Here is a 15,441-nt window from a genome sequence, read left to right as displayed (position 1 = left end):
TTGCCGAGGTGGTGGAATTGGTAGACACGCAACCTTGAGGTGGTTGTGCCCATAGGGTGTAGGGGTTCGAGTCCCCTTCTCGGTACCAATTATCAGGAGAGCCCGCGATTGCGGGCTTTCTTGTAGGTGGAAGGGTTACATTGACCCTGTAAGGGATCGGTCGTATACTTCCGCCCCAGCTTTGTCGCGGGATGGAGCAGTCTGGTAGCTCGTCGGGCTCATAACCCGAAGGTCGTCGGTTCAAATCCGGCTCCCGCAACCAGTTTCAGGGGCCCCTTCCAAGGGGCTTTTTGTTAGCTGGACACTTTATAACGCCGCTATTCGACGGCGTTTCAGGGATGGGCGATTCGCCCATTTTTTTTTATTTGCACAGCATGCACAAACATGCACGAGGGGGTTCAGGTGTCGAGCAAGCTAGAACAGTTGCAGGCCTTGTTGGCCCCGGTGGTCGTGGCCCTTGGCTATGAATGCTGGGGTATTGAGTTTTCGGCTCAAGGTCGCCACTCACTGTTGCGCGTTTATATCGATAAGGAAGGCGGCGTGTTGGTGGACGATTGCGCCATCGTCAGCCGTCAGATCAGCGGTGTACTGGATGTTGAAGATCCAATCACCTCCGAATACACCCTTGAAGTTTCCTCGCCTGGCATGGAGCGCCCCCTGTTCACACTTGAACAGTTCGCTTTGTTTGCCGGTGAACAAGTGAAGATCAAGCTGCGCTCGCCTTTCGAAGGTCGACGCAACTTCCAAGGCCTTCTGCGCGGTGTAGAAGAGCAGGACGTCGTGGTGCAGGTAGATGACCATGAGTTCCTGTTGCCGATCGATATGATCGACAAGGCCAACATTATTCCCAGTTTTGACTGATACGTGCCAGATACTGCGGATCCCGCGGATCCAATGGCTTGCGAAAGGCGAGGCGTACGATGAGCAAAGAAGTACTGCTGGTTGTTGAGTCGGTATCCAATGAAAAGGGCGTACCGGCTAACGTTATTTTTGAAGCGCTGGAGCTGGCTCTGGCCACTGCTACCAAGAAGCGGTTCGAAGACGAAGTTGATTTGCGTGTGGAGATCAATCGCCACACCGGTGCCTACGAGACTTTCCGTCGCTGGACGGTCGTCGAAGAAGCCGACCTGGACGATCCAGCTATCGAAACCTGGCCGAGCAAGGTTGCGGAAACGCACCCGGGCGCCAAGGTCGGTGATGTCGTCGAAGAAAAAATCGAGTCCATCGAATTCGGTCGCATCGCTGCACAGACTGCCAAGCAAGTCATTGTGCAAAAGGTTCGCGAAGCCGAGCGCGCGCAAGTCGTCGACGCTTATCGCGAGCGCCTGGGGGAAATCATCTCCGGCACCGTGAAAAAAGTCACCCGCGACAATGTGATCGTCGACCTGGGCAACAACGCCGAAGCGTTGCTGGCTCGCGAAGACATCATTTCTCGCGAAACTTTCCGGGTTGGCGTGCGTTTGCGTGCGCTGCTCAAGGAAATCCGCACCGAGAACCGGGGCCCGCAGCTGATCCTGTCGCGTACAGCGCCGGAAATGCTGATCGAGTTGTTCCGCATCGAAGTGCCGGAAATTGCTGAAGGCCTGATCGAAGTCATGGCCGCTTCCCGTGATCCGGGTTCGCGCGCCAAGATCGCGGTCCGCTCCAAGGACAAGCGTATCGACCCACAAGGTGCCTGCATCGGCATGCGTGGTTCGCGTGTCCAGGCCGTATCCGGCGAGTTGGGCGGCGAGCGCGTGGACATCGTCCTGTGGGACGACAACCCGGCTCAGTTCGTGATCAACGCCATGTCGCCTGCTGAAGTGGCGGCAATTATCGTCGACGAAGATGCCCACGCCATGGACATCGCCGTTGGCGCAGACAATCTGGCTCAGGCCATCGGTCGCGGTGGTCAGAACGTGCGTCTGGCCAGCCAATTGACTGGCTGGACCCTGAACGTGATGACCGAATCGGACATCCAGGCTAAGCAGCAAGCTGAAACCGGCGACATCCTGCGCAACTTCATCGAAGAGCTTGAAGTCGATGAAGAGCTGGCGCAGGTGCTGGTGGATGAAGGCTTTACCAGCCTGGAAGAGATTGCCTACGTACCGGTGGAGGAAATGCTCAACATCGACGGCTTTGACGAGGAAATCGTCAACGAGCTTCGCGCTCGGGCCAAGGATCGTTTGTTGACCAAAGCCATCGCTACTGAGGAAAAGCTGGCAGACGCCCATCCGGCCGAAGACCTGCTCTCGCTTGAGGGCATGGACAAGGATTTGGCGATGGAACTGGCGGTGCGCGGCGTAATTACCCGCGAAGACCTGGCCGAGCAGTCTATTGACGATCTGCTCGACATCGACGGCATTGACGATGATCGTGCCGGCAAGTTGATCATGGCCGCCCGAGCCCACTGGTTCGAGTAATTAGGCGCGGCCTGAGGAGAGAAGTGCATGACGCAAGTCACGGTGAAACAACTGGCCGATGAGGTCAAAACACCGGTAGAGCGCCTGTTGCAGCAGATGCGTGAGGCAGGTCTGCCGCACACCGCCGCCGAGGAACATGTGACCGACAGTGAAAAGCAGTCCCTGCTGACTCACTTGAAGAGCAGTCACAAGGCAAAAGTGGAAGAACCGCGCAAGATCACTCTGCAGCGTAAAACCACCAGCACCCTGCGTGTTGCCGGTAGCAAAAGCATCAGCGTTGAAGTACGCAAGAAGAAAGTCTTCGTACAGCGCAGCCCGGAAGAAATCGAAGCCGAGCGCAAACGCGAACAGGAAGAACGTCGCGCAGTAGAAAATGCTGCTCGTCAGAAGGCTGAAGAAGAAGCCAAGCGTCGCGCCGAAGAAGAAGCGCGCCGCCAGCCTGCTGCTGCGCAGACCGCCCCGGTAGAAGCCGTCGAGGCTGTTGCCCCGGCCGCCGAACCTGTGCGCGAAGCGGCGCCAGTCGTGGCTGCTGCCCCGGCTCCAGCCGACACTCGCAAGCGCGACGAACAGCGTCGTCCGGACAAGCCACGTGCCGACGACAACCGTCGTGGCAGCGGCGATGGTGAGCGCAAGAACGCGCCTCATCGTGCTTCGGTCAAGGAAAAGGCGCCAGCCCCTCGTGTTGCGCCACGTACCACCGACGAAGAAAGCGACGGCTTCCGTCGTGGCGGTCGCGGCAAGGCCAAGCTGAAGAAACGCAACGCCCACGGCTTCCAGAGCCCTACCGGTCCTGTCGTGCGTGAAGTGAAGATCGGCGAGACCATCACTGTGGGCGATCTCGCCCAGCAGATGTCGGTCAAGGCTGCTGAAATCATCAAGTTCATGTTCAAGCTGGGTACGCCAGCCACCATCAACCAGGTACTGGACCAGGAAACTGCCCAACTGGTTGCTGAAGAGCTGGGCCACAAAGTGACCCTGGTCAGCGACACCGCCCTGGAAGATTCCCTGGCCGAGTCCCTGAAGTTCGAAGGCGAGGCGGTTTCCCGTGCTCCGGTCGTGACCGTCATGGGCCACGTCGACCACGGTAAAACGTCCCTGCTCGACTACATTCGTCGCGCCAAGGTGGCGGCCGGTGAAGCGGGTGGTATTACCCAGCACATCGGTGCGTACCACGTTGAAACCGACCGCGGCATGGTGACGTTCCTCGACACCCCGGGTCACGCCGCGTTTACCGCGATGCGTGCCCGTGGTGCCAAGGCGACCGACATCGTGATCCTGGTGGTTGCAGCGGACGACGGCGTGATGCCACAAACCATCGAAGCCGTTCAGCATGCCAAGGCTGCTGGCGTGCCGCTGGTGGTTGCGGTGAACAAGATCGACAAGCCGGGCGCCGATCTCGATCGCATCCGCAGCGAACTGTCGGTCCACGGCGTGACCTCCGAAGAGTGGGGTGGCGACACTCCATTCGTTCCGGTCTCGGCGAAGATGGGTACTGGTGTTGACGAACTGCTCGAAGCCGTTCTGTTGCAAGCCGAGGTTCTCGAACTGACCGCTACGCCTTCGGCACCTGGCCGTGGTGTTGTGGTTGAATCGCGCCTCGACAAGGGCCGTGGCCCGGTTGCAACGGTCCTGGTCCAGGACGGTACGCTGCGTCAAGGCGACATGGTGCTGGTCGGCTCGAACTATGGCCGCGTGCGCGCCATGCTCGACGAGAACGGCAAGCCTATCAAGGAAGCCGGTCCGGCTATCCCGGTCGAGATCCTCGGCCTGGACGGTACCCCGGATGCTGGCGACGAGATGAGCGTTGTGGCTGACGAGAAGAAAGCCCGTGAAGTGGCTCTGTTCCGTCAAGGCAAGTTCCGCGAAGTCAAACTGGCTCGTGCTCACGCTGGCAAGCTGGAAAACATCTTCGAGAACATGGGCCAGGAAGAGAAGAAGACGCTCAACATCGTCCTCAAATCCGACGTCCGTGGTTCCCTGGAAGCGTTGAACGGCGCCTTGAATGGCCTGGGTAACGACGAAGTGCAAGTGCGTGTGGTCGGTGGCGGCGTCGGTGGTATCACCGAGTCCGATGCCAACCTGGCACTGGCTTCCAACGCTGTACTGTTCGGCTTCAACGTGCGTGCCGATGCCGGCGCTCGCAAGATCGTCGAGCAGGAAGGCCTGGATATGCGTTACTACAACGTGATCTACGACATCATCGAAGACGTCAAGAAAGCGTTGACCGGTATGCTGGGCAGCGACGTCCGGGAGAACATCCTGGGCGTGGCCGAAGTTCGCGACGTGTTCCGTTCGCCGAAATTCGGTGCCATCGCCGGTTGCATGGTGATCGAAGGTGTCGTTCACCGTAACCGTCCGATCCGTGTACTGCGTGAAGACATCGTGATCTTCGAAGGCGAGCTGGAATCCCTGCGTCGCTTCAAGGATGACGCTTCCGAAGTGCGTGCCGGCATGGAATGCGGTATTGGCGTCAAGAGCTACAACGACGTCAAGGTTGGCGACAAGATCGAAGTCTTCGAGAAGGTCCAGGTTGCTCGCAGCCTCTAACTCGCGCACTTCAAGAGCCGCGCCGGGCAGCCGCATGAACATGCGCTGCCTGGCTGGCGGACTCTAAACGCAACGCCCGGTCTGGCTTTTTGCCAGGCCGGGCGTTTGCCGCTTTCAGACCTCACGGGTTTCACCGTGGGGCAGTAACAGGTAACAAGACATGGCAAAAGAATACAGCCGTACCCAACGAATCGGCGATCAGATGCAGCGCGAGCTGGCCCAACTGATCCGTCGCGAAGTCAAAGACCCGCGCGTCGGCCTGGTCACCATCACCGCAGTGGAAGTCAGCCGTGACGTCGGTCACGCCAAGATTTTCATCACCGTGATGGGCCAGGACAGCGCCGAAGAAATCGCCCAGAGCATCAAGGTGCTCAACTCGGCCGCCGGCTTCCTGCGTATGCAGTTGGCTCGGGAGATGAAGCTGCGCAGCGTCCCGCAGTTGCACTTCCATTACGACGAAAGCGTCGCCCGGGGTGCGCATCTGTCGGCACTGATCGAGCGCGCCGTGGCGGAAGACAGCCAGCACCCGGTTGCGGCTGAACCTGAAGACACCAAGGAGTAATCGGTGGCTCAGGTCAAACGTATCCGTCGTAATGTCAGCGGTATCATCCTGCTCGACAAGCCGCTGGGGTTCACCTCCAACGCGGCGTTGCAGAAGGTTCGCTGGTTGCTCAATGCTGAAAAGGCCGGGCACACCGGTAGCCTCGATCCGCTGGCCACTGGCGTGCTGCCACTGTGCTTTGGCGAGGCGACCAAGTTCTCCCAGTACCTGCTCGATTCCGACAAGGGTTACGAAACCCTGGCGCAACTGGGCAAGACGACTACCACGGCGGACGCCGAGGGTGAAGTTTTGCTGGAGCGCCCGGTGACCGTTGGTCAGACGGATGTCGAAGCGGTGTTGCCGAAATTTCGCGGGCAAATCAGTCAGATACCGCCGATGTACTCGGCTCTGAAGCGTGATGGCCAGCCGCTGTATAAACTGGCTCGTGCAGGCGAAGTAGTGGAGCGTGAACCGCGTTCTGTTACTATTGCGCGCTTGGAATTGCTGGCCTTTGACGGTAATACTGCGCGGCTGGCCGTGGATTGCAGCAAGGGCACCTATATCCGCACCCTGGTGGAGGATATTGGCGAGCAGCTCGGCTGTGGCGCGTACGTGGCAGAATTGCGACGGACCCAGGCCGGGCCTTTCACGTTGGCCCAGACGGTCACGCTGGAAGAGCTTGAAGCGGTGCATGCCGAAGGCGGCAACGAAGCGGTCGACCGTTTCCTGATGCCATCGGACAGCGGCCTGCTGGATTGGCCGCTCTTGCAGTTCTCGGAACACAGCGCGTTCTACTGGCTCAACGGCCAGCCGGTACGCGCCCCGGATGCGCCGAAGTTCGGCATGGTCCGGGTACAGGATCATAACGGTCGCTTCATCGGTATCGGTGAAGTGAGCGAAGACGGGCGCATTGCGCCGCGTCGGCTGATTCGGTCGGAATGACCGGAACCAGCCTGCGTAACAGCGGGTTGGCGAGTGTGGCTGTTAACAGGCACGGTCACTACTCATTTATAGATACAGGGATTTGTCCCTGGCCTGTTGAAGCTGTTCCTCGGAACAGTTTCCTGACTAAAAGGATTGCCTCATGGCTCTCGACGTTCAAGAAAAAGCTCAAATCGTAGCTGACTACCAGCAAGCTGTTGGTGACACTGGTTCGCCAGAAGTGCAAGTTGCACTGCTGACCGCCAACATCAACAAACTGCAAGGTCACTTCAAGGCCAACGGTAAAGATCACCACTCCCGTCGTGGTCTGATCCGCATGGTAAACCAGCGTCGCAAGCTGCTGGACTACCTGAAAGGCAAGGACGTGAGCCGTTACAGCGCTCTGATCGCTCGCCTGGGTCTGCGTCGCTAATCAGCGATTGCGCTAGAGGTTGGTGGTCTGTCGTACGTCAGTGGGGTTTCCCGCTGGCGCATGGCAGGCTCCCAGCCTCAAGTTTTATCTGGATACACGTTTTACCCTGGACAGGCGTCGGGCCGATTCCCGTCATTGCCCAAGAATTTCGCAAGAAGACAAGTTCCCCAAGAGCCACAAAGAAGGTAGGACACCGTGAACCCGGTAATCAAAAAATTCCAGTTCGGTCAGTCGACCGTTACCCTCGAGACTGGCCGTATCGCCCGTCAGGCCTCCGGCGCAGTGCTGGTCACCGTTGACGACGACGTCAGCGTATTGGTGACCGTTGTCGGTGCCAAGCAAGCCGATCCAGGCAAGGGCTTCTTCCCTCTGTCTGTTCACTACCAGGAAAAGACTTACGCTGCCGGTAAGATCCCTGGCGGTTTCTTCAAGCGCGAAGGCCGTCCTTCCGAGAAGGAAACCCTGACTTCCCGACTGATCGACCGTCCGATCCGTCCGCTGTTTCCAGAAGGTTTCATGAACGAAGTGCAGGTTGTCTGCACCGTCGTGTCCACCAGCAAGAAAACCGATCCGGACATCGCTGCGATGATCGGTACCTCGGCTGCCCTGGCTATCTCCGGTATTCCTTTCGATGGCCCGATCGGCGCTGCCCGCGTTGCGTTCCACGAAAGCACCGGCTACCTGCTGAACCCGACTTACGAGCAGTTGAAGGCGTCGAGCCTGGACATGGTCGTGGCCGGTACTTCCGAAGCCGTGCTGATGGTTGAATCCGAAGCCAAGGAACTGACCGAAGACCAGATGCTGGGCGCCGTGCTGTTCGCCCACGACGAGTTCCAGGTGGTGATCAACGCCGTCAAGGAACTGGCCGCAGAAGCCGCCAAGCCAACCTGGACCTGGGCACCACAGCCAGAAGCCACCGAGCTGCTGGGCGCGATCCGTGCCGAGTTCGGCGACGCGATCTCCCAGGCCTACACCATCACCATCAAGGCCGACCGCTACGCACGCCTGGGCGAGCTGAAAGACCAGGTCGTTGCCAAGTTCTCCGGCGAAGAAGGCCAGCCATCGGCCAGCGACGTCAAGGCTGCTTTCGGTGAAATCGAATACCGCACCGTTCGCGAAAACATCGTAAACGGCAAGCCGCGTATCGACGGTCGCGACACCCGCACCGTTCGTCCGCTGAACATCGAAGTCGGCGTCCTGCCAAAGACCCACGGTTCGGCCCTGTTCACCCGTGGCGAGACCCAGGCGCTGGTCGTTGCAACACTGGGCACCGCCCGTGACGCGCAACTGCTGGACACCCTGGAAGGCGAAAAGAAAGACCCGTTCATGCTGCACTACAACTTCCCTCCGTTCTCGGTGGGCGAGTGTGGTCGCATGGGTGGCGCCGGTCGTCGCGAAATCGGTCACGGCCGTCTGGCCCGTCGTTCGGTCCAGGCCATGCTGCCAGCCGCTGACGTGTTCCCGTACACCATTCGCGTGGTGTCGGAAATCACCGAGTCCAACGGTTCGAGCTCGATGGCTTCGGTCTGCGGCGCTTCCCTGGCCCTGATGGACGCTGGTGTGCCGATGAAGGCACCGGTTGCGGGTATCGCCATGGGTCTGGTTAAAGAAGGCGAGAAGTTCGCCGTCCTGACCGACATCCTGGGTGACGAAGACCACCTGGGCGACATGGACTTCAAGGTGGCCGGTACCGCCAAAGGCGTCACCGCACTGCAGATGGACATCAAGATCAAGGGCATCACCGAAGAAATCATGGAAATCGCCCTGGGCCAAGCCCTGGAAGCGCGCCTGAATATCCTCGGTCAGATGAACCAGATCATCGGTCAGTCCCGTACCGAGCTGTCGGAAAATGCTCCGACCATGATTGCGATGAAAATCGACACCGACAAGATCCGTGATGTCATCGGTAAAGGCGGCGCGACCATCCGTGCGATCTGCGAAGAAACCAAGGCTTCGATCGACATCGAAGACGACGGTTCGATCAAGATCTTCGGCGAAACCAAGGAAGCGGCAGAAGCAGCACGCCAGCGCGTCCTGGGCATCACCGCGGAAGCCGAGATCGGCAAGATCTACGTCGGCAAGGTTGAACGCATCGTCGACTTCGGCGCGTTCGTCAACATCCTGCCGGGCAAGGACGGTCTGGTTCACATCTCCATGCTGAGCGATGCTCGCGTCGAGAAAGTGACCGACATCCTGAAGGAAGGCCAGGAAGTGGAAGTGCTGGTACTGGACGTGGACAACCGCGGCCGTATCAAGCTGTCCATCAAGGACGTCGCGGCAGCCAAGGCATCGGGCGTTTAATCACCCCCTCGCTTAGCCGCTGAACAAGCAAACGCCCCGACTGGTTCGGGGCGTTTTGCTGTCTGGAGTAAATCCCTGTGTCGCGGGTTGCCTGGCCACAGGGGACGGTGCTAGTTTTAGCCACCGCCCGTGTAGCTCAGCCGGTAGAGCAGCGCACTCGTAACGCGAAGGTCGCAGGTTCGATTCCTGTCTCGGGCACCATCTCCCCTCGTTATTTCACCTTCCTGCTCAGCTCCTCGACCGTGCGCTTGAGCTGGTCCATCTCGTTGTCCTGATCGCTGAGTTCCCGTTTCAGAGACGAAATCTCGCTGTTGCTCGAACTCGAACTGGAGCCGCTATTGCGCTTGAGTTCTTCCACCTGCTTGCCAAGATCCTTCAGATCGCTTTCCTGTTCCTTGATGGTGCGCTTGAGCTCGTCGATCTCCTTGCTGCTGGAGGTGGAGCTGGACCCGCTGTTGCGCTTGAGTTCTTCGATCTGGCGTGCCTGGTCGCTGAGGGTGCGTTTCTGGTTTTCCAGTTCGTCGGCATTGTTCTTTACGGCTTTTGGCAGGTTTTCCAAGGCGCTGGCGCTGACATTGGTCTTTACGAGTACGTACTTATCGAATTGGTTGTAATGAAGTGCAGGAATGGCGTCGTGGTCAGAGGGACCATCGGAGGAGACTTCAACCGCCGCTTGGGCAACGCCGGCCAAGGTCAGGCTGCCGAGCAGCAAGGTCGCGGTAGCAAGACGGGTCGACGAACGTTTCGAAAAGCTGCGCATCACTGGGGTTCCTTGTGAGATGCCGGAATGGCACATTGCTATGACTGGTTGTTCTGACAGATGTTCCCTAGTCCCCTTAGCTTCGTATGCACATGGTTTTTTGTGGGATAGATGTAAAGAGCCGTGTAAATCGTTGGCAAAACATCCTATATTCACTGCCTGCATGAGCACCGCCCAGCAGTTTTCAGATGATCCACGAATGGTTCTGAAGGCCAGGTGAACCGGGCTTCTAACGGCTTCCTGCGTCAGAGAGATCCTTGATGATCCAGATCCATCTTCCATTCCCCAGATCAACGAGAACGCCATGACTGTTAAAGCATTGTCCCAGGAAGCCAGGCACGAAGAAGCACTGAAGAAATATGTGCTGGATGCGCCCCAGTTGCTGGAAGAGATCAAGGACTTGTCCGCCGACGATCAGAAAGACCAGATCCAATGGGCATTCGAGGACGAGGCCGAAGCCCAGGGGCTGCAACCCTGGGAGTTGACGCTCAAGTACACCTGCACGCCTGAAGAGTTCGAGGTGCAGCGCCTTGCATTGCACAAGGAAGCGGCCGAGGTGTTGGGTGTGGAATGGGATGAATACTGCGAGATGAATAATCTGGTGGTCTGAGAACACGCGGTAAGAGCGACACTGTGGCGAGGGAGCTTGCTCCCGCTGGGTTGCGCAGCAGCCCCAAAAAGAGGGGGCCGCTTCGCGGCCCAGCGGGAGCAAGCTCCCTCGCCACGGACTATCTTCGTTTCTGATTGCCCGGCGTCAGCCTGTCAGAGGCTCAGTCGCATCGACAGATCCACCGCCTTCACATCCTTGGTCATCGCCCCGATCGAGATGTAGTCCACCCCGGTCTCGGCTATCGGGCGCAACGTGCTTTCGTTGATGCCGCCGCTGGCCTCCAGTTTCGCCTTGCCGCCATTGAGGCGTACGGCTTCGCGCATGTCGTCCAGGCTCAGTTCGTCGAGCATGATGATGTCGGCACCGGCCGTCAGCGCTTCTTTCAATTCCGCCAGGCTTTCCACTTCGACTTCCACCGGTTTGCCCGGTGCGATCTTATGGGCGGCGGCGATGGCCTGGGCGATCCCGCCGCAAGCGGCGATGTGGTTTTCCTTGATCAGGAAGGCATCGTACAGGCCGATGCGGTGGTTATGGCAGCCGCCGCAGGTGACTGCGTATTTCTGGGCCAGGCGCAGCCCGGGCAGGGTCTTGCGAGTGTCCAGCAACTTCACTTGGGTGCCGGCGACAAAGTCGGCCAGGTAGCGGGCCCGGGTGGCGACGCCCGACAGCATCTGCAGGAAGTTCAGCGCGCTGCGTTCGCCGGTCAAAAGCGAGCGGGCCGGGCCTTCCAGATGGAACAGCACCTGGTCGGGGCTGACCCGGTCGCCATCGCGCACTTGCCAATGCACCGCGACACGCGGATCCAGCTGCCGGAACACGGCATCGACCCAGGCCGTGCCACTGATGATCGCCGCATCGCGGGTGATGATGGTGGCCTTGGCCAGGCGTTCGGCGGGGATCAGTTGCGCGGTGATGTCGCCGCTGCCGACGTCTTCAAGCAACGCGCGGCGCACGTTGGCTTCGATTTCGGCGGTCAGGTCGGCGAGGCGTAGATTCGGCATAACGGGCTCCACAAACAAAGTGGCCTGGATTATAGGGTGTCGAAACCTGCATTTGGTCGCGTCCTCGCAACATTTCCTCATTTCCTCGGTCACTAGTTGCGCCGTATTTCGAGCTGCGTCACAGAGTACCGCTGGTGCGGCGGGGTTCTTTTACCCATAATCCGCCTTTCGATTGACGCCATAGCTTTGACGTCATGAGCCGAAGAACCGTTTCAGGAGGCCAGGATGCACAACGACGGGAATGTAGTGCCTTTGCACAAGGTGTCTACCGATCAGGCGACTCGCTCGCCGCTCGCCCGCCTGCCTGTGATTCTGCTTCAGGTTCGCGACAAGGCCGCCCAGCAGTTGCGCCTGGGCTTGCAGGGGCTGTTCGATAACGCTGACGACACCTTGTTCGAAATGGCCGACCGGGCGCGCGATGACGTCGAGCAGAACCTGTACTTCGAGGCCATGCGGGACCTGCGCCTGAAGCGCAAAAGCATCGAGCGGGAATTCATCGAGCAGTTCTTCGAGACCTTCGTCAACCTGGCCCAGTACGACCTGACCCACGCCACCTTGGCGCCTACCCTGGCGTCGGACGGTCAACCCCGGCGCTCCCAGGACGACCTGGAGCGGCAGTTGGCGGTCGAGGCCATGGTCGCTCGGGTGCTCAGGCGCGATGGCGTGGCGCTGGAGCAACTGACGGCCCGGCTCGGTGTGCTGCTGGCTCGACCGCTGGGCAATCAGCACAATCCCCTGAGCCCGGCACTGCTGTGCGAAAAGTTCTTGCAGGCCGGGCGCAACCTGGGCGTGGGCATCAAGGTCAAGCTGATCCTGCTCAAACTGTTCGAGCGTTATGTGCTCAGCGAGTGCGACCAACTTTATACCGAGGCTAACCAGTTGCTTGCGGCCACGGGGATCCTGCCGGAGCTCAAGGTGACGCCGGCGCGTCGGGTCTCGGATCGCCCCGAGGATAACCCCAGGCCCAACGCCGAAATCGCCGCCAAACCCAGCGATGCCGAAGTTGACGACAGCGTGCAGGAAGTGTTCGCCGCCTTGCAGAAGCTATTGATGCAAGTGCGCGGCAGCGTGGCGCCGACCCTGGAACCCAGTGTGCCGCCCCAGCCAATTTCTACCCGTGACCTGCTGCGGCTGCTCTCGCATTTGCAGCAATACGTGCCGGCGCCTGCCGTGCAGGACGAGTTCGACCTGCGTAGCCAGCTCGAACAACTGCTGACCCGGGTCAGCGTCAGGAGTGGCAAGTCCCGGGTGGTCGACGGCGCGGATGAAGATGTGATCAACCTGATCTCGATGATGTTCGAATTCATCCTCGACGACCATAACCTGCCAGATTCCTTCAAGGCCCTGATCGGTCGCCTGCAAATCCCGATGCTCAAGGTCGCGGTGCAGGACAAGAGCTTTTTCAGCCGCGGTAACCATCCGGCCCGGCGACTGCTCAACGAAATCGCGGCCGCGGCCATGGGGTGGGGCGATTGCGACGATCATCAGCGTGACAGCCTGTACTTGCGCATCGAGCAGGTCGTGCAGCGCTTGCTGAATGACTTCGTCGATGACCCGGCGATTTTCTCCGAACTGCTCGCCGATTTCCTCGCCTTCACCAGTGACGAACGGCGCCGCAGCGAGTTGCTTGAGCAGCGTATCCGCGACGCCGAAGAAGGGCGGGCCAAGGCCGAACTGGCGCGCCAGCGTGTCGAAGGGGCGCTGAACCAGGTGATGCTGGGCAAAGTCTTGCCACAAGCGGTGGTGGAGTTCGTGCAGCAGGCCTGGAGCCAGGTGTTGTTGCTGACCTGTTTCAAGCACGGCAAGTATTCCGCCGAGTGGCAGGCTGACGTCCTGACCCTGGAGCAATTGATCTGGAGCGTCGAGCCTCACGACGAGCCCGATGCGGGCCTGCGTCTGCTGGCGATGGTGCCGGAACTGCTCAAGGCCCTGCGTGAAGGCCTCAGCCGTTCGGCGTTCGACCCATTCGCCACCAGCGAGTTTTTCAGTGAGCTGGAAGTCCTCCATGTGCAGGCGCTCGAACGCGTGGGCCAGGCAACGGAACAGGTCCAGTCGCTCGATTCGCCGGCCATGGTCGAGGTGTCGGAAAGAATTGTTTTGCGTGCGCCGCAAAAGTCGGCGGGGGAGAGCGTGGCGGTGCATTTGCCGGCGGATGACGTCGGCCTGCTGCAGGTCGACCAACTGCACCTGGGGAGCTGGGTCGAGTTCCAGGAGGACGAGGACAATTCCCTGCGTTGCAAGCTGGCGGCGATCATCGAGGCCACCGGCAAATACGTCTTCGTCAATCGCACTGGCCTCAAGGTGCTGGAGCACAGCCGCACCAGCCTGGCCCTGGAGTTCCGCCGGGGCGCGGCGCGGCTGTTGGACGACACCCTGTTGTTCGACCGGGCGCTGGAGTCGGTGCTGGGCAATCTGCGCCAGCTCAATCGCGGCAAGTGATCGCGCAGCCCGGCCCGATCACGGCATACTGACGGCATTCACCGTCGTCATCGAAGGAACCTGTATGCAGTTGGACTCCGCGAGCGGTTGGTGCGAGGGGGTGCGTCATTGCCCGTCGCCCAACTTCAATGCGCGCCCGGAAGGCGAAATCTCCCTGCTGGTGATCCACAACATCAGCCTGCCACCGGCACAATTCGCCACGGGCAAGGTGCAGGAATTCTTCCAGAATCGTCTGGATGTCACGGAACATCCCTACTTTGCCGGTATCGCCGACTTGCGCGTCTCCGCACATTTCCTGATCGAACGTGACGGCAGCGTGACCCAGTTTGTCTCTTGTCTGGATCGCGCGTGGCATGCGGGCGTCTCGTGCTTCGAGGGGCGTGAGGCCTGTAACGATTTTTCCCTGGGCATCGAGCTGGAGGGCACGGATGATCTGCCATTCACCGACGCGCAATATGTCGCATTGGTGGACCTGACCCGGCAGTTGCAAGCGGCGTTCAGGGCGATCACCGTGCAGCGTATCTGCGGGCACAGCGACATCGCTCCAGGGCGCAAGACCGATCCGGGACCGGCATTCGACTGGGCGCGCTATCGCGCGGCCCTGACAGAAGGGGAAGGACAATGAGTTTTCTGGTGTTGCTGCTGGCCGTCTGGATCGAGAAGTTCTCGGCCTTGCGCCTGCGGGTCCAGCGCGACGGCGGTTGGCTGCGCGAGCTGAACAAACTCGAGGCGAGCCCACGGTGGGTCAACCGGCCTTGGCTGGTGTTGACGGCGATGGTCCTGCTGCCCGTGGCCCTGCTGGCGTTGCTTTTGTGGGTGCTGGAGCCAGTGGCCTACGGTTTGCTGGCGCTGCCGGTGCACTTGCTGGTGGTGATTTATAGCCTGGGGCGCGGTGATTTGCTGGCTGCTCTTGGGCCGTTTCGCGACGCCTGGCGGCGGGAAGACCTGCAAGCGGCGGCTCATGTGGCCAAGCGCGACCTGGACATTGAAGCCGATGACGGTGAGCAGTTACTGGAGCGAGTCCAGGGCCATTTGTTGTGGCAGGCCTACCAGAGCTTTTTCGCGGTGATTTTCTGGTACTTCGTGTTGGGCCCGGTCGCGGCCTTGAGCTATCGATTGCTGGCGCTGGCTGCCGAGCACAGCCAGAACCCCGGCGTCGCCGAGCGGGCCGCGCAAATGCGCCATGCCTTCGATTGGGTGCCGGTGCGGTTGCTGGCGGCGAGCTTCGCCCTGGTGGGCAATTTTGTTGCGGTCAGCCGGGTCATGTTGCATGAACTGTTGAACTGGAACATCAGCGCCGCCGACCTCATCGACAAGGTTGGCCTGGTGGCTGGCGAGATCCCCAAGCCCGTCGCCGGGCCGGACGGCATCAACAGCCTGGATCGCCTATGGGAATTGCTGCTGCGTGCGGCGGTGCTCTGGTATGCCGGGTTTGCGTTGTGGACGGTGTTGGCCTGATCAACGTACAAGGTTGTATATAAGCGCT

Annotated in this window: 13 protein-coding genes and 3 tRNA genes; 14 read left to right on the top strand and 2 right to left on the bottom strand. The window is 60.0% G+C overall.

The window, feature by feature from the left end:
• The first annotated feature begins 2 nt into the window (after positions 1–2).
• The 10 genes from HU715_RS25185 (at position 3) to HU715_RS25140 (ending at position 9,346) form a co-directional block, all read left to right on the top strand.
• Positions 3–88 (top strand) — tRNA-Leu (locus tag HU715_RS25185).
• 97 nt (positions 89–185) lie between these two features.
• Positions 186–262, top strand: a tRNA-Met gene (locus HU715_RS25180).
• A gap of 140 nt (positions 263–402) precedes the next feature.
• Entirely contained in the window at positions 403–861 is a 459-nt protein-coding gene (rimP, locus tag HU715_RS25175) for a ribosome maturation factor RimP (protein WP_053118762.1), read from the top strand.
• A gap of 59 nt (positions 862–920) precedes the next feature.
• Positions 921–2,402, top strand: a complete 1,482-nt coding sequence (gene nusA / locus HU715_RS25170; protein ID WP_003177868.1) for a transcription termination factor NusA — start codon at positions 921–923, stop codon at positions 2,400–2,402.
• A 27-nt stretch (positions 2,403–2,429) separates the two neighbouring features.
• A complete protein-coding gene (gene infB, locus HU715_RS25165; protein ID WP_186705986.1) occupies positions 2,430–4,949 on the top strand; it encodes a translation initiation factor IF-2 in 2,520 nt (839 codons plus the stop codon).
• A 160-nt stretch (positions 4,950–5,109) separates the two neighbouring features.
• Positions 5,110–5,511: a 30S ribosome-binding factor RbfA gene (rbfA, locus tag HU715_RS25160; protein WP_053118363.1), complete on the top strand. Its 402-nt coding sequence runs from the start codon at positions 5,110–5,112 to the stop codon at positions 5,509–5,511.
• A 3-nt stretch (positions 5,512–5,514) separates the two neighbouring features.
• A complete protein-coding gene (truB, locus tag HU715_RS25155) occupies positions 5,515–6,432 on the top strand; it encodes a tRNA pseudouridine(55) synthase TruB (RefSeq protein ID WP_186705987.1) in 918 nt (305 codons plus the stop codon).
• Positions 6,433–6,574: 142 nt separating this feature from the next.
• Positions 6,575–6,844 carry a 30S ribosomal protein S15 gene (gene rpsO, locus HU715_RS25150; RefSeq protein WP_011332409.1) on the top strand — a complete coding sequence of 90 codons (270 nt, stop codon included), beginning with the start codon at positions 6,575–6,577 and terminating at the stop codon, positions 6,842–6,844.
• A 195-nt stretch (positions 6,845–7,039) separates the two neighbouring features.
• On the top strand, positions 7,040–9,145 hold the full coding sequence (gene pnp / locus HU715_RS25145; RefSeq protein ID WP_030139794.1) for a polyribonucleotide nucleotidyltransferase: 2,106 nt from the start codon (positions 7,040–7,042) through the stop codon (positions 9,143–9,145).
• 125 nt (positions 9,146–9,270) lie between these two features.
• Positions 9,271–9,346, top strand: a tRNA-Thr gene (locus tag HU715_RS25140).
• A gap of 10 nt (positions 9,347–9,356) precedes the next feature.
• Here the strand turns inward: HU715_RS25140 and HU715_RS25135 are convergent.
• Positions 9,357–9,905 carry a hypothetical protein gene (locus HU715_RS25135; protein ID WP_186705988.1) on the bottom strand — a complete coding sequence of 183 codons (549 nt, stop codon included), beginning with the start codon at positions 9,903–9,905 and terminating at the stop codon, positions 9,357–9,359.
• 304 nt (positions 9,906–10,209) lie between these two features.
• On the opposite strand from HU715_RS25135, the gene HU715_RS25130 reads away from it, so the two are divergent.
• Positions 10,210–10,515, top strand: a complete 306-nt coding sequence (locus HU715_RS25130) for a DUF6388 family protein (protein WP_186705989.1) — start codon at positions 10,210–10,212, stop codon at positions 10,513–10,515.
• A gap of 152 nt (positions 10,516–10,667) precedes the next feature.
• On the opposite strand, the gene nadC is transcribed toward HU715_RS25130, so the two are convergent.
• Positions 10,668–11,516, bottom strand: a complete 849-nt coding sequence (gene nadC / locus HU715_RS25125) for a carboxylating nicotinate-nucleotide diphosphorylase (RefSeq protein ID WP_186705990.1) — start codon at positions 11,514–11,516, stop codon at positions 10,668–10,670.
• Positions 11,517–11,741: 225 nt separating this feature from the next.
• Here nadC and HU715_RS25120 point away from each other — a divergent pair, with 225 nt between their 5' ends.
• The 3 genes from HU715_RS25120 (at position 11,742) to ampE (ending at position 15,413) form a co-directional block, all read left to right on the top strand.
• A complete protein-coding gene (locus HU715_RS25120; RefSeq protein WP_186705991.1) occupies positions 11,742–13,955 on the top strand; it encodes a DUF1631 domain-containing protein in 2,214 nt (737 codons plus the stop codon).
• A gap of 64 nt (positions 13,956–14,019) precedes the next feature.
• A complete protein-coding gene (gene ampD, locus HU715_RS25115; protein WP_186705992.1) occupies positions 14,020–14,580 on the top strand; it encodes a 1,6-anhydro-N-acetylmuramyl-L-alanine amidase AmpD in 561 nt (186 codons plus the stop codon).
• A complete protein-coding gene (gene ampE / locus HU715_RS25110) occupies positions 14,577–15,413 on the top strand; it encodes a regulatory signaling modulator protein AmpE (RefSeq protein WP_186705993.1) in 837 nt (278 codons plus the stop codon). Before ampD ends, ampE begins: the two co-directional genes overlap by 4 nt.
• Positions 15,414–15,441: the final 28 nt, after the last annotated feature.

The organism is Pseudomonas zanjanensis (assembly GCF_014268745.2).
GTDB classification, from domain to species: Bacteria; Pseudomonadota; Gammaproteobacteria; order Pseudomonadales; family Pseudomonadaceae; genus Aquipseudomonas; species Aquipseudomonas zanjanensis.
Note: the sequence above shows the minus strand (reverse complement) of the source record. Positions and strands in the feature narration are given on the sequence as shown.